The organism is Mesorhizobium sp. ES1-1 (assembly GCF_020164785.1).
Lineage (GTDB): Bacteria > Pseudomonadota > Alphaproteobacteria > Rhizobiales > Rhizobiaceae > Mesorhizobium.
In genome coordinates this window covers 79,422-93,189 of sequence record NZ_JAIUGX010000004.1, presented here as the reverse complement: position 1 = coordinate 93,189, position 13,768 = coordinate 79,422, and the positions used below count along the sequence as shown (strand labels likewise).

13 protein-coding genes are annotated in these 13,768 nt (G+C 63.5%); 2 read left to right on the top strand and 11 right to left on the bottom strand.

Annotated features, from left to right (window positions below):
- Positions 1–6 precede the first annotated feature (6 nt).
- The 5 genes from LB513_RS08310 to LB513_RS08290 form a co-directional block, all read right to left on the bottom strand.
- Positions 7–321, bottom strand: a complete 315-nt coding sequence (locus LB513_RS08310; RefSeq protein WP_224662996.1) for a MocE family 2Fe-2S type ferredoxin — start codon at positions 319–321, stop codon at positions 7–9.
- Between the two features lie 13 nt (positions 322–334).
- Positions 335–1,429, bottom strand: a complete 1,095-nt coding sequence (locus LB513_RS08305; RefSeq protein WP_224662995.1) for a fatty acid desaturase family protein — start codon at positions 1,427–1,429, stop codon at positions 335–337.
- 18 nt (positions 1,430–1,447) lie between these two features.
- Positions 1,448–2,362 carry a sugar phosphate isomerase/epimerase family protein gene (locus LB513_RS08300; RefSeq protein WP_224662994.1) on the bottom strand — a complete coding sequence of 305 codons (915 nt, stop codon included), beginning with the start codon at positions 2,360–2,362 and terminating at the stop codon, positions 1,448–1,450.
- 56 nt (positions 2,363–2,418) lie between these two features.
- Entirely contained in the window at positions 2,419–3,507 is a 1,089-nt protein-coding gene (locus LB513_RS08295) for a Gfo/Idh/MocA family protein (protein ID WP_224662993.1), read from the bottom strand.
- A gap of 122 nt (positions 3,508–3,629) precedes the next feature.
- A complete protein-coding gene (locus tag LB513_RS08290; RefSeq protein WP_224662992.1) occupies positions 3,630–4,574 on the bottom strand; it encodes a hemin ABC transporter substrate-binding protein in 945 nt (314 codons plus the stop codon).
- 183 nt (positions 4,575–4,757) lie between these two features.
- On the opposite strand from LB513_RS08290, the gene LB513_RS08285 reads away from it, so the two are divergent.
- Together LB513_RS08285 and LB513_RS08280 are read left to right on the top strand one after the other, a co-directional pair.
- Positions 4,758–6,881: a TonB-dependent hemoglobin/transferrin/lactoferrin family receptor gene (locus tag LB513_RS08285; RefSeq protein WP_224662991.1), complete on the top strand. Its 2,124-nt coding sequence runs from the start codon at positions 4,758–4,760 to the stop codon at positions 6,879–6,881.
- 1 nt (position 6,882) lies between these two features.
- On the top strand, positions 6,883–7,968 hold the full coding sequence (locus LB513_RS08280) for a siderophore-interacting protein (protein ID WP_224662990.1): 1,086 nt from the start codon (positions 6,883–6,885) through the stop codon (positions 7,966–7,968).
- 45 nt (positions 7,969–8,013) lie between these two features.
- On the opposite strand, the gene LB513_RS08275 is transcribed toward LB513_RS08280, so the two are convergent.
- From LB513_RS08275 to LB513_RS08250, 6 genes are all read right to left on the bottom strand, one after another.
- Entirely contained in the window at positions 8,014–8,436 is a 423-nt protein-coding gene (locus tag LB513_RS08275; RefSeq protein WP_224662989.1) for an aconitase X swivel domain-containing protein, read from the bottom strand.
- Positions 8,433–9,683 (bottom strand): aconitase X, encoded by a 1,251-nt coding sequence (locus tag LB513_RS08270; RefSeq protein ID WP_224662988.1) that lies wholly within the window; start codon positions 9,681–9,683, stop codon positions 8,433–8,435. Before LB513_RS08270 ends, LB513_RS08275 begins: the two co-directional genes overlap by 4 nt.
- 230 nt (positions 9,684–9,913) lie before the next feature.
- Positions 9,914–10,981: an ABC transporter ATP-binding protein gene (locus LB513_RS08265; protein WP_224662987.1), complete on the bottom strand. Its 1,068-nt coding sequence runs from the start codon at positions 10,979–10,981 to the stop codon at positions 9,914–9,916.
- Entirely contained in the window at positions 10,981–11,769 is a 789-nt protein-coding gene (locus tag LB513_RS08260; protein WP_224662986.1) for an ABC transporter permease, read from the bottom strand. Before LB513_RS08260 ends, LB513_RS08265 begins: the two co-directional genes overlap by 1 nt.
- Complete coding sequence (locus tag LB513_RS08255; protein WP_224662985.1) at positions 11,769–12,638, bottom strand: ABC transporter permease; 870 nt, start codon at positions 12,636–12,638, stop codon at positions 11,769–11,771. Before LB513_RS08255 ends, LB513_RS08260 begins: the two co-directional genes overlap by 1 nt.
- Before the next feature lie 68 nt (positions 12,639–12,706).
- A complete protein-coding gene (locus LB513_RS08250) occupies positions 12,707–13,768 on the bottom strand; it encodes an ABC transporter substrate-binding protein (protein WP_224662984.1) in 1,062 nt (353 codons plus the stop codon).

Sequence of the window (13,768 nt, the reverse complement as noted above, 5' to 3'; positions counted from 1 at the left end):
GACGGATCAGCCGACCTGGATCAAGACCCTGCCGGCCTCGACCTTCACCGGGTAGGTCGCGAGATTGACGCAGACCGGCGCGCCCTTGGCCGCACCTGTCTTGTAGTTGAAGCGGCCATTGTGCTTCGGGCATTCGATGATGTCGTCCATCACCAGCCCGTCGGCCAGATGGACCTTCTCATGCGTGCAGAGACCATCGGTGGCGAAGAATTCATCGTCCGGGCTGCGATAGATCGCGAAGGTGCGGCCGTCATGATCGAAGCGGATGACATCCTCTTCCTCGACATCATCGACACCGCACGCTTCGACCCAATCACCCATGCCTGTTCTCCGCCTATTCCGCCGCCGCCGGTATCGTCAGCGCGTGAAACTCGTCGCGATAGGGCCGCGCCGTCGGCGGCAATTCGCGCTTGAGGAAATAGTCCTCATACCGAAGCTGTTTCAGCAGCACTGGCCAGACCTCGCGATAGGCATGCCACATCGACGGGTTCGGCGCCGGCAGATCATGCTTGATCAATTCGTGCAGCCTTGGCAACGCATGATAGGGCACCATAGGGAACATGTGATGCTCCACATGGTAGTTCATGTTCCAGTAGATGAACCGGCTGATCGGGTTCATATAGACGGTGCGTGTGTTCAGCCGGTGGTCGACGACATTGTCGGCAAGGCCGATATGCTGCAGCAGGCCTGTCAGAACCATGTGCCAACTGCCATAGAGGCGCGGCAGGCCGATCAGCACCAAGGGCAGCAGCGAGCCCATCGCGATCGCAAGCGCGATGGTCGCGACATAGATCGCGACATGCCAACGGGCCGCGATCACCGCCTTGTGCTGTTCCATCTCGGGGATGTAGCTTTTCTCGTCCTCGGACAGTCTGCCGAACGCCTGCCGCACCAGCGTCGGCAATGAGTACCGGAAATCAAGGATGCCGGTGAAGGCGAGTGCCGCCCGCAGAAGGTCCGGCGGCCGCATCACCGCGATCTCGGCATCGCGACCGACAATGATGGTGTCGGTGTGGTGACGGGCGTGGCTCCAGCGCCACTGGACCGGATTGCGCATCACCATGAAGGAGGCGATGTGGTAGACGACATCGTTCATCCAGCGCGTGCGGAACGCCGTGCCGTGGCCGCCTTCGTGCCAGCGCGAGTCGCTCGACGAACCGTAGAGCACGCCGTAGACGACCAGGAACGGCACCACCCACCACGTGCCCCAGAACCATATGATGCCGGCGGCGGAGCCCGCTATGGCCGCGATCCAGATGATGGTGTCGCGGATCGCCGGCCCGTCGGAGCGCTGCATCAGCTCCTTCATCGCCTTGCGCGGCAAGTCGGTATGATACCATTCGGCCGAAGCAAGCCCGGTTTCGATCGCGATCCGCGTGCTTTCGCCGACCAGGCTGTAATCCCGCTTTGTCTTGACCGCCGTCGCCATCGTCACCTCCTGCCCCGCCTACAGGCCGTTGGCGCGGAATTTCCCGTCGAGGAATTTTTTCGCGCGCGGCACGTCATCCTCGGTCAGGTGCTCGATGATGACCGGAATGTTCGGGTGCTTTTCGCTGAGCCGTTTCAGATAGAGGTCGTAGTTGAGCGCACCGAGCCCGGGCGCCGGCAGCTCGATTTCGCCGACGCCGCGAAAGGTCAGCCCCTCATGCGCATCGGCGTCGCCGATATCGGCATGCTTCTCTGACTTGTCGCTGCCCGACCGCTTGACGTCCTTGGCATGCGCGATCCGGATCTTGTCGGTCAGCGTGTCGAACACCTGGTTCAGCACCTGATCCATGCGGTCGATGTTGTGTGACTCGAAATAATTGGTCGGGTCCATCAACAGGCCAAGGCCGGGATGGTCGACCTGCGCGAACATCCTGACCGTTTCCTCGACCGAACCGACGACATTGTTGACATAGGTCTCGAGCAGGAAGACCGCGCCATGATCATAGGCGGTCTGGGCAAGATCAGAGATCACCTTGCGGCATTCCTCGAACCCTTCCTCGGTCTTGTTCCTGGGATGATGCACCCAGTCGGACTCGGTGTTGTAGGTGCCGGTCTCCGAGATCACGTAAGGCGTGCCAAACGCGCGCGCATTGCGGATGATCTCCTTGAGATAGCCCACCCGCTTCGCGCGCTCTGCCTTGTCCGGGTGGATGATGTTGGTGTAGCCGGATATGCAGCAGATCGGCAGATTGTGGTCGCGAAACGTGTCGCGCACCGTCCGCGCTTTGTCGCGCGTGATCTGGCCGGCCGACAGGTCCATATCGCGGAAATGCAGATCGAGCTGCACGGTGTTTAAATCGAGGGCGCGGATTTTCTTCGCCGTCTCGGCAAGGCCGTACGGGAAATAGCCGGTGAAAATACCTGCCTGCATCATGATGTGAAGTCCTCCGGTAAGCGATTCAACAACCAAGCAATTCAGCAGTTGGGCGTTCAGTCAGTGGAGATTTCGGAAAGCCTGATCGTGCGGCCTTCAGCCATCGAGCGATAGCCGGCCTCGACCAGCGCCATGGTCTTGACGTTGTCGGCGACGGACAGCGCCGGCGGCGTCCCCGTCTTCACCGCATGCTGCAATTGTTCCATCACGCCGATGAAGGCATGGGGAAACCACATCGTGTCCCAGTGCGGGCTGACCCACTGGCCGCCCGTTGCTTCGGTCGAGGCGTAGGTCAGGGTCGAGGCGACGCCGGTCGGCCAGCCGATTGTCCCCTTGGCGACGCCCCTGGTGCCGTCGACCCGCCAGTTGATGTGCTGGTCGTCCTGATAGCCCTGCTGGCGCGGGCCCGACCAGACATCCTCCAGCGACACGGCAAGCACGCCGGACGGGAACCGCAATGTCGATACCGTGATGCCATCGGAATGGTCGAACGTCGTGCGCGGGTCCTTGCGCGTCAGCGTGGTGATTTCGTCGGGGTCGCCGAACAGGAAGCGCAGCACGTCGAGATGATGCACGCTCATATTGGCCAGCGTCAGCCGGTCGTAGTCGGCAAGGAAGGCCTGCCAGTGCGGGATCGCGTGCATGTCGATCTGCGCGAACACGATGTCGCCGAGCGCGCCGCTGTCGATGATCTGCTTCAGCACGCGCATCGACTGGTCGTAGCGCATGTTCTGGTTGACCGAGAGGATCTTGCCAGCCCTTGCCGCTTCGTCGCGCAGCTTGATCGCTTCCTCGAGCGAAAGCGCCAGCGGCTTCTGCGCCAGGATCGCCTTGATATGCGGCTGCGTCAGCGTGTGGCGGATCAGCGCCGGCTGCTGGTCGGGCGGAAAGGCAAGGTCGACGATCTGGACCTGGCTGTCGTGGATCAAGTCTTCCGGCGTGTCGTGAACGGTCGGGATATTCCAGCGCGCCGCCACCTTCTCGGCGCTGCCCTTGGTGCGCGACGCGATCGCCACCACCGGGAACCCGGCCTGGGCGTAAGCCGCTAGATGGCATTCGGCCATGATCATGCCGGCGCCGACGCAGCCGATCCGGTATTCGCTGGTGCGAACCGTCACATCCGGCTCGAAGTCCATGCCTGCCATCCATTCCTCCCGTACCGGACAGGATATAGCGCCATAGGCCGGGCATCTGCCAAGGCCAGCACCATCATTTCCCATCACGAGCCGGCCGGGTCGGGAACGACACCGCAGCCGGCATCGGCGCGTCACCTGTCGGGATAGAGCGCCTTGGCAAGATCGCGGATCGCGTCGGCCGTGCGCGGGCCGAATCCGATCATATAGGCGCCGTCGAGCACGATGAGCGCCTTGTTCCGCGCTGCCGGCGTTGCCGCGAGCACGCGATTGCCGAACACCTGCTCGGGCGTTGGCCCGCCCTTGCCGTCGCTCATCATCAGGATTGCATCCGGCGCCATCTCGATCAGTTTTTCCTCCGAAGCCGGCTTGTAGCCTTGGACCGCATCCATCGGATTGAGGCCGCCGGCGTAGCGGATGATCGCATCGGCCGATGTTCCGGCGCCAGCGGCGCTCAGCTTCACCAGGCCGTGGAAAAACACCACCTTCTTGCGACGTTCGGGCGGAATTTTCGCCGCCAGACCGGCGGCGATTCGGAATGCTTCCAGCACCTCGCCCGAAACCACCTTGCCCTTGTCCTCGAGTCCGAGCGAAGCGGCGATCAGGGTAATCTTGCGCTCGATGCCTTGCGGGGTGTTGTCCTGCGGGATGAAGACGATCGGGATCGCCAGCGACTTCAACACCTCCACCGCTTCGGGTGGCCCACTGTCCTCGGCCGCCAGGATCAGGTCGGGTCGCAGGCCCGCCAGCCCCTCCACCGATAGCTGGCGGCGGTAGCCTACATTGGGCTTCCCGGTCATCTCAGGAGGATATTTGCTGCCGCGATCGACCGCGATGATCCGCTCGCCGGCGCCGAGCGCGTGGACGATCTCTGTGACATCGGAGCCGAGCGTCATGATCCGGGCACCCTCACCCGGCGCGACAGTCCGGCCCAGCGCGTCGACCACCCTCTCCGCTGCCATTGCCTTGAAGCCGCAGGACGGCGCCAGCAGCGCAAGCGCCAGCAACAACACCGCCCCTATCCTGCTGCCCGGCCACGGCCCAGCCGTTCTGCCGTCTTCGCCTTTGCCGCCGACCATTGCGTCCGCTCCTGTAGGAATGTTCCCTGAAGAAAAGCCGGCCTATAAATTTAAAGTTGACCCTTGTCATCATGTTTTAATAGTGGCCCCTGTCCCGACCGCTTCGTCGCGGGATTGGGATCCATGCCAGCCACGGCCGTTCGGCCATCGCCAGCAGATTGCGTTGCTTGGGGGCTGCACAGGATGAGAACGAAAACAACCATGATGGCGGGCACGGCGCTCGCCTTTACGCTAGGCCTTTGCGCGACGCCTTTGGCCGGCGCTCAGGCGCAGGGGCAGCAGAAAAAGCCCGCCACCGCCAAGGCCGACCGCCTGGCTTCGGCCAAGGCTACGCAGGACCAGCCGGCGACCGTGCTCGACCTGATCACCATCTCGGCAACAATGATCAAGACGGCTGTCATCGACTCGATGGCTGCCATCAGCGCCATCGATGAGGATGAGATCGACCGCATCCAGCCCGACACCGCCGCCGACATCTTCCGCACGACGCCCGGCGTCGCCGCCTCGATGAACGGCGACGATCCGGCGACCGCGATCAACATTCGCGGCCTAGAACAGTATGGCCGCGTCGTGGTGACGCTGGACGGCGCCCGGCAGGACTATTGGCGCGTCGGCCACGGTTCCGGCTCGTTCTATGTCGAGCCGGAGCTGATCAAGGACGCCACCGTCATTCGCGGCCCGGTGTCGAATGCCTATGGTTCGGGCGGCATTGGCGGCGTCGTCTCCTTTGAAACCAAGGATGCCGGCGATTTCCTCGGCAAGGACGAGCGCTGGGCGCTGAGCGAGAAGCTCGGCTATGAGGACAATGGCGACGGCTTCACCACCAGCACCACCGGCGCCTACCGCTTCAGCGACGATGCCGACATCATCGGCAACCTCATCTACCGCGACCGCGACAGCTACACTGACGGCAATGGCGAAAACGTGCCATGGACCGGCGAACGTATCACCAGCGGCTATATGAAGGCGACGCTGCGTCCCGCCTACGGCCACGAACTCAAGCTCGGCGCGATTCTGCAGCGCTTCAACGACCAGGTCACCGGTTCCAGCGGTTCGACCTCGCCGACGCTGAGCCGTTACGACACCGACACGACCAACCAGACCTACACGGCTGCCTATACCTGGAGGCCTGACGACAACGAGCTGGTCGACTTCAGCGCCAATGCCTACCACAACCGCACGCGCGCCGAGCAGACGCAGGTCTGGCCCACCGCGGGGATCGGCAATTTCCGGTTCTACGATGTCGCTACCACGGGCTTCAACGTCAAGAACTCCTCGCGTTTCGATGCTTGGGGACTAGCTCATACGCTGACTTACGGGCTCGACTATTACTCTCTCGAAGCGTCCTCGGAAGCCGCACATTTCGGCGCCGGCGAACAGCAGGGCTACGGCACCTTCCTGCAGTGGCAGGGCGATTACGAGAACTGGCTCCAGGTGATCACGGCCCTGCGCTACGACGGCTATACGCTGGATGGCGAGACCAAAACCGCGCCGCCGGAGCAAGCTTCGATTTCGGGCGACCGCTGGTCGCCGCGCCTGACCGTCAGCGTAACTCCCGTCGACGGCTTCCAGCTCTACGGTACCTATTCCGAAGGCTACCGGGCGCCAGGCCTGCAGGATGTCTTCCGTGGCGGCGGCGCGCATGGCGGCAGCGACACCTATGTGCCCAATTTGCTTCTTCAGCCGGAAACGGCAAGAAACTGGGAAGCCGGCGTCAACTTGAAATACGAGGATGTGTTAACTCCCGGCGATCGACTACGGGGAAAACTCAATTTCTTCCACACGGACGTTGAGGATTATATCGACGTCGACCTCACTGTCATGCCTCGCACAGCGATCAATATCGGAGACGCGCGTATGAAGGGCGTCGAGGCCGAGATCGTCTATGACTATAATTGGGGCTTCGTGAATCTGACCGGTGCGTTGATCGACGCCAAGGTCGTCAGCGGCGTCTATTCCGGCCAGGCGCTGAACAACACACCGCTCGATCGTTTTTCGGCCACCGTCGGCTTCCGCATGCTGGAAGACCAGCTCACCATCGGCGCGCAATATCTCAGCGTCGGCGAGATCACCCGCACCAGCCGGACCAATCCCAATGCCACGCCCGCCATCAATGACGGGTTCGAACTTGTCAATGTCTTCGCCAACTGGCGCATCAACGACAATGCCAAGCTAGACTTCGGCGTCGATAACATCTTCAACACCGCCTACACCGACCCGCAAAGCGCGTGGTCGACCTCGGCGGCAACCGAACAGGGCAAGGGCCGCACCTTCAAGGTGGCCCTCACCGGCAGGATCGGAGGCTGACATGAGCGAAGCATCGCTGCGCGAACTTGCCTGTGAGGCGCGGCTTAACCTCCGGCATCTGCCTGACTACATGGACAGCATCGCCGACAGGCTGCGGAGCTTCGAGGCCGGTGAGTCGCATCACGGGCAGCGCATCGATTTCCGTTTCGCCTTCGGCGCCGCATCCATCGACGTGGAGCAGTTGGTGATGCGGGCCCATGCGCCCGACCGTGACGGACTTGCCCGCATCAAGGACCTGCTGGCCACGGCGGTGCAGGTCTATGCCAAAGACGAGAACCCCGAGATCGTCTGGACCGGCGATCTCTCCGGCGAGACCAGCCTCGCCCAATTCCGCGAGATGACGGTGACCGAGGTCCGCGACCTCACTCCGCACATGCGCCGGATCCGCTTTGCCGGTGAGGACCTCACCCGCTTCGCCAAGTTCGGCGGCATGCACATTCGCATGCTTTTTCCAACCCGGGACGTGCCTGATCCGCTCTGGCCGGTGCTCGGAGGCAATGGCCTGCCGGTCTGGCCCGCCGATGACCGGCGTCCCGCGGCGCGCGTCTACACAATCCGCGCGCTCGACGCGGCCAGCGGCATCATCGATGTCGATTTCCTCGTCCATCCCGGAGAAAGCGTCGGCTCCGCCTGGGCCACTCAGGCGGCGCCAGGCATGAAGGTCGGCATCATGGGTCCGGTCGGCCGGCCGGTGCGGCAGGCCGGGTGGTATGTCATGGGATCGGATGAAACCGGTCTCCCCGCGCTGGCGCGCATGCTGGAAACGCTGCCGGCGCACACCCGAGGCGTCGCCTTTGTCGAAATCGCCGATGAGCGCGAGAAGCAGAAGATCGACAACGCAACCGGCATCGAATTGCACTGGCTGACAAGGGACGGCATCCCGGCGGGCGAGGATAGGCTGTTGACGGAGGCGGTCCGCTCGGTGGCTTGGCCGAAAGACGTGTCCACCTTCGGCTGGTTCGCGGCGGAAGCGGCCGCCGCCAAGATCGTGCGCGAGCACTGGCGCGGCACGCTGGGGCTCGGTCGCGATCAAACCCTGGCGGCGGCTTACTGGCGCCGTGGCGCCGCGGGATTGATGGCGGGCTGAGGCCTGAAGGGCATGGCAGCGGGATGAGCAGCGTCGGCGCTGTCTTCAGATCTTGACGATCGCCCCGCCGTCTTCGCGTATACCAACCAGAACTTGATCGCCGGAAACAATACCGGCGATTTCGCACACCACCAGCGGCATACGTATCCCATAGAGAAATTCGGCGACGATCGCCCCCACCGCCAGGATCGGGTCCGGCCGTTCGATCAGGATGCCGGCCGGTGCGGTGCCCCTGCGGATCGCCTCGGCCAGCACCGACGATGACGACGACGAGCCGCGTCCGCCCGGCATGACGAGAATCTTGCCGGCCACATTCTGGCCGAGGCCGGGATGGGAGTGATCTGTGATATCACCTGTCTCAACGTCGATGCCGCCCCAGAAGCTGAGCGCCTGCGAAAGCACCAGCGCCTGTCCCTCCGCTTCGCCGAGCACCAGAAAGGTTCCGGATCGCTCCACCGGGCGCGTCATGGTGCGCTCCGCACGACATGCCCGGCCGCGGCGGATCGGATGCAATCCTCCACGTCGGCGAAGGCGACGGTCACGCCGATATTGCCCGGAGCGTAATGCGCCCATTTGCCGGAATTGGTCATTACCACGCCGTCGAGCCGCTTCAGGATCGACGTGACATAGGTGCAGGTATCGGCCACCGGGATCAGGCCGAACGCCTCCATCCCGGCCAGCGCGCCCTCTTCCTGCAAACGGGTCAATGTCGCACGGCCGGTGTTGACGTAGATAGGGATGCCCCTTCCGGGCGCGACCGCATGCAGCAGAGACAACAGGCGCACCCATTCCTCATGCGAGAAATGCGGCGTGCCCAGCGATACGGCCGAAAGCGGCGCGCCATCCGGCACCGCCGACAGCCTGGCCAGCGCATGGTCGATATCGGCCTGGGTGACGCGGATCGTCTCTTCCGGCGCGTGGCCTTGGAACGCCTCATCGAGCGTCCCGGCTTCCGGCGTGATGCCGACCGCATGGAACAACGCCACGGCGCCGGTCGTCGCCGCCGCCGCACCCAGCGCCTTCAGCTGGTCTTCGTCGCGCGGCCGAGGCAGGCCGGAGATCACCGGAATGCGATCGCCGCTGGCCTGCCCGACGATCAGCCCGACGCCGACAAACAGGCTGTCGCTCGGCGCCGGTTCGGCAATATCCAGTTCGAACAGGATGCGGCCACGCCGGTTGTCGCTCAGATGCAACCCCCAGGCCGGCGCACGCCCGGTCAGGGCACAGCACAGATCGATGAAATCACCATAGCGGTTGGTGCGCGCGCCGATCACCGAATTGGCAAACACGATGGCGTTGGATTCACCCCAGGCGATCTGCTGGCCGAACTCCGGCCGAAAGCGCGTCTGGTAGGGCGCGCAGGTGAAAGTCGCCTGGCAGCCAAGTTCCATATGTGCCGTCATCAGCCGGCGCGCAGGTACCTCTTCGCCCTCCGGCATCTTCACCATGCCGGGATGGATGAGATCGAACGAACCGACATTGAGCGTCGTGGGTACCCGCACGCGCCCGCCGCCCTCGACCAGCCTTTCGACGAAATCGAGGCCGGCCTTGCCGTGATAGAGGCAGCCGTCGATATGGGCCCCCGATATGTCAAGCAGGCTGCCAGCGCCGATCGCGTTGGAGAATGCCACGAGGATCTTCATTGCTGCGGCGGCGGACGGACCTTGGCCGCCATCGAGCACGGATCGGTCCTGAGCAGTCAGTTCGAGCGTCATCGGTGCTCCGGGCCCATGCCTGACAAGATGGCGGGACAGCGCCCCCCTCTGCCTTGCCAGGCATCTCCCCGCGAGGGGAGATTAGCCATCATCTTTGACTTCGCAAATTTTCAGCGCTGGCGGAAGAGCAGCGGCGCGCACCCTGCCAATCTCCCCCTTGCGAGGGAGATGGCCGGCAGGCCAGAGGGGGTGGGCGGGAACGCACACCTCCGCAGTTGGAGGCCCGCCCCTCAGCCCGCCGGAAGCAACACTGTGCTCTCCGGCGACCAGCGCAGCACCACCTCCTGGCCCTCTGCCAGCCTGTCGGCCCCGGTGTTCTGCACGATCACCTTCAGCGTCTGGCCGGCACGCTCGACGAAGTAGGTGCTGTTGTTGCCGGCGAAGATGCGCTTCGACACCTGCCCCTTCAGCACGTTGTCATTGGTAGTGTCCGGAGCCCCGGTGTCGGTGGCAATTCCTATGCGCTCGGGCCGCACGGCGCAGCTCGCCTTGGCGCCGGCGGCGAGCGTGGGACCCGCACCCGCCTCGATCGCCGTGCCGTCCGGCAGACGAATGCCATTGCCCGTCGAGTCCCCGCGAAAGATATTGGCGTCCCCCAGGAAGGTGGCGGCGAACTCGGTCTTCGGCCGGTCGTAGATTTCCTCAGGCGGGCCTTCTTGCACCAGCCTGCCGTCTCGCAATATGCCGACGCGGTCGCTCATCGTCAGCGCCTCTTCCTGGTCGTGGGTGACGAAGATCGTGGTGATGCCGATCTCGCGCTGAATGCGTTTGAGCTCGATCTGCATGTCGACGCGGAGCGCCTTGTCGAGTGCGCCCAGTGGCTCGTCGAGCAGCAGCACGCGCGGCTTGGTGACAATGGCGCGGGCGAGCGCGACGCGTTGGCGCTGGCCGCCGGACAACTGGTGCGGGCGCCGGGCACCAAGCGTGCCGAGTTGCACGAGATCAAGCGCGCGCTGCACTTCTGTCGCGATAACCACCTTGGCCTCGCCGCGCACCGAAAGGCCGAAGGCGACATTGTCGGCGACGCTCATATTGGGAAACAGCGCATAGTTCTGGAACACCATGCCGATGCGTCGCTTCTCGACGGGCACGCGCTCGACGCTCTCGCCGCCGATGGAGATGCGGCCGGAGTCAGGAAAGTCGAAACCGGCGATCTGCCTGAGGAGCGTGGTCTTGCCGCTGCCTGATGGACCCAGCAGCGCATAGAAGCCGCCATCGGCAAAGTCGATGGAGACGTCGTCCAGGGCCTTGTGCGCGCCGAAGCTGCGCGAGACGTTCGAAACCTGCACGCCGGCCATTATTTTTCTCCGCCGAATTTGAAGAAGCGCGCGGTGAGCAGCATCAGCGCCATCGACACCACGATGATGATGGTCGACACCGCGTTGATTTCGGGCGTGAACCCCTTTCGGATCGCGGCGTAGATCTCGACCGGCAGCGTCGTCTGGCCAGGGGTCGCCAGGAAGTAGGAAACGACGAACTGGTCGAACGATACTGCAAAGGCAAACAGCCCGCCGGCAATGACGCCAGGCATGATCCACGGCAGCGTGACGCGCCTTGTCACCTGCCACTGGTTGGCGCCGAGCGAGCGCGCTGCCTCCTCCAGTTCCGGCGCGAAGGTCTGCAGCCGGGCCGAGACGACGACGATGACATAGGGCAGTGCCAGCGCGACATGGCCGAGCAGGATAGCGAACAGGCCGCGCCCGATGCCGACGCCGAAGAAGAAGATCAGCATTGCCGTGCCGGTGATCAGCCATGGAATGGCGATGGGCGGGAACAGCAGCGCCTGCAGAAATTTCTTGCCGCGAAACTCATAGCGGAACAGCGCGAGCGACGCCGCCGAGCCGAGCACCACGCAGATGACGGTGGTGATGATCGCGATCTCGATGCTGTTGCGCGTCGCCGCGATGAGTTGGTCGTTCTGCCACAGCGAACCGTACCATTCCGTCGTCCACTCGAACGGCAGCTGGTAGAAGGGCGAGACGTTGAACGACATCAGCGCCATGATGATGATCGGCAGATAAAGGAAGGCGAGCAGCAGCCAGATGTAAAGGCGGCCCAGCCATTCGAGGATGCGGGTCGTCGCCATCAGGTGGCCCTCCGCAGCACCGGCGAGGCAATCGCCAGGATCACCAGCACGACGGCCAGCAGGATGAAGGACAGGGCTGCCCCGAGCGGCCAGTTGAACACGGCGACGAACTGGTCCTCGATCACCGTGCCGTAGAAGGTGCCGGTGCGGCCGCCGAGAATGCGCGGTTCCATGAATGAGCCCACGACCGGAACGAAGATCAGCGCCGCGCCCGCCACCAGGCCCGGCATCGACAGCGGGATGATTACCCTCTTCAGGACCTGCAATCGGGTGGCGCCCAGCGAGCGTCCCGCCTCGATCAGCGAGTCGTCTATTGCCTGCAAGGTCAGGTAGCAGGTGAGCACCATGTACGGCACATAGGAGTGCACCAGGCCGATGATCACGGCCGGATAGGAATACATCAGGTCGATGTTGATCTTGAACGGCAGCACGGCGTTGAGCGCGGTGTCGAGGATGCCGCCTTCGCGCAGCACCATCGCCCAGGAGAAGATGCGCACCAACCCGTTAGACCAGAATGGCAGGATGACCAGCAGGAAGATCGCCTCGCGGCTGCGGCCCTTCAGCACCTTGGCCAGCACATAGGCGGCGGGATAACCGATGACGATGCACCACAGCGTCACCTCGAGGCCGAGACGCAGCGAAGCGAGCAGCAGGGTGAGGTAAAGGCTCTGCGAGAAAAAGGCGGCATAGTTGCCAAGCGTGAACGCCCACGCTTTTCCCGACAGCGGCAGGTCGGTCATGAACGAGAAAAAGACCATGGCCGAGAGCGGCAGGAAGATCGCCACCGTCAGCCAGAGATAGGCCGGCGCCAGCAGCGGCAGAGCCGATCTCAATCCGCTGCGCGACGCGACCGCTCCCTGTACCGCCATGCGACGCTCCTCCCCAGGATTGAAGGATCCAGTTGGCGCGAAGCGCCGGCTGGATCCGGACGCGGTCTCTACTTCACGTCGACCTTGAGCTGCTGCCATAGCGCCAGATAGGCCTCGCGCTGCGCGTCGGTGATCGGCGCCTGGAACTGGATGCGCTTGGCGACCTCTGGATCGCCCATGACCTTGCGATTGAAGGCGTCCTCAGGCAGCGCTTCCACCGCCTTGGTGTTGGCGGAGACCGGCGCGCCAACCTTGGTGACCCATTCGACATAGAATTTCGGGTCGATCATCCAGTTGATGAAGGCCTGCGCGCCTTCGACATTCTTGGAGCCGGCAGGAATGGAAAACGCATCGAGCCAGGCGACCGCCCCTTCCTGCGGGATTACCAGCGAGACCGGCAGCTTGAAGTGCGTTTTCGCGCGGTCGGCCGAGCCGCTCCAATAGGTACCGATGTCGATCTGGTTGGAGGCGACCATCTGGTTCCAGTCGTTCTCGGAGCTCCAGAAAGTCTTTATCTGCGGCATCAGCGAGGTGAGCTTCGCCTTGACGGCTTCCATATCCTTAATATCGTTGATGTTCTGTCCGGTGGCGATGGCTCCGAACTGCACCGCCTCGACCGCGTCGTCGCGGATGATGACGCGGCCCTTATGCGCGGGATCCCACATTTCGGCGATCGACGTCGGCGGCTTGTCGAAGGATTTCTCGTTGATGGCGAGTGCTGTCAGGCCCCAGACCCACGGCACGCCATAGACCTTGCCCTCATGCTTGAGCATGGGCGAGCCCGCCTTGTCAGGACTGATATTGGCATAATTGGACAGCTTCGACACGTCGATCGGCTGGATCAGCTTTTCCGCCATCGCCTGGTCGTTGAAGGCGGCGTTGATCATGACCACGTCGTAGAGGCCGGGATTGGTGCGGATCTTCGTCAGCATTTCCTGTTCGGAATTGAAGAAGTCGTTGACGACCTTGTTGCCGGTCACCTTCTCGAAAGCGGCGACGGCCCAGGGCTCGTCGGCCCCATAGCCCTTCCAGTTCAGCACATGCACGTCGGCGGCACCGGCGGCCAGCGTAAGCGCGGTTGTGAAGACGGCGGTCGCCGTCAGCAGGGCAGTCAGTTTTGGCAGGCGCAT

Coding starts and splice junctions, on each gene's coding strand:
- LB513_RS08310 (WP_224662996.1), bottom strand. CDS start 321: ATGGGTGATTGGGTCGAAGCGTGCGGTGTCGATGATGTCGAGGAAGAG.
- LB513_RS08305 (WP_224662995.1), bottom strand. CDS start 1,429: ATGGCGACGGCGGTCAAGACAAAGCGGGATTACAGCCTGGTCGGCGAA.
- LB513_RS08300 (WP_224662994.1), bottom strand. CDS start 2,362: ATGATGCAGGCAGGTATTTTCACCGGCTATTTCCCGTACGGCCTTGCC.
- LB513_RS08295 (WP_224662993.1), bottom strand. CDS start 3,507: ATGGCAGGCATGGACTTCGAGCCGGATGTGACGGTTCGCACCAGCGAA.
- LB513_RS08290 (WP_224662992.1), bottom strand. CDS start 4,574: ATGGTCGGCGGCAAAGGCGAAGACGGCAGAACGGCTGGGCCGTGGCCG.
- LB513_RS08285 (WP_224662991.1), top strand. CDS start 4,758: ATGAGAACGAAAACAACCATGATGGCGGGCACGGCGCTCGCCTTTACG.
- LB513_RS08280 (WP_224662990.1), top strand. CDS start 6,883: ATGAGCGAAGCATCGCTGCGCGAACTTGCCTGTGAGGCGCGGCTTAAC.
- LB513_RS08275 (WP_224662989.1), bottom strand. CDS start 8,436: ATGACGCGCCCGGTGGAGCGATCCGGAACCTTTCTGGTGCTCGGCGAA.
- LB513_RS08270 (WP_224662988.1), bottom strand. CDS start 9,683: ATGACGCTCGAACTGACTGCTCAGGACCGATCCGTGCTCGATGGCGGC.
- LB513_RS08265 (WP_224662987.1), bottom strand. CDS start 10,981: ATGGCCGGCGTGCAGGTTTCGAACGTCTCGCGCAGCTTCGGCGCGCAC.
- LB513_RS08260 (WP_224662986.1), bottom strand. CDS start 11,769: ATGGCGACGACCCGCATCCTCGAATGGCTGGGCCGCCTTTACATCTGG.
- LB513_RS08255 (WP_224662985.1), bottom strand. CDS start 12,638: ATGGCGGTACAGGGAGCGGTCGCGTCGCGCAGCGGATTGAGATCGGCT.
- LB513_RS08250 (WP_224662984.1), bottom strand. CDS start 13,768: ATGCGCCTGCCAAAACTGACTGCCCTGCTGACGGCGACCGCCGTCTTC.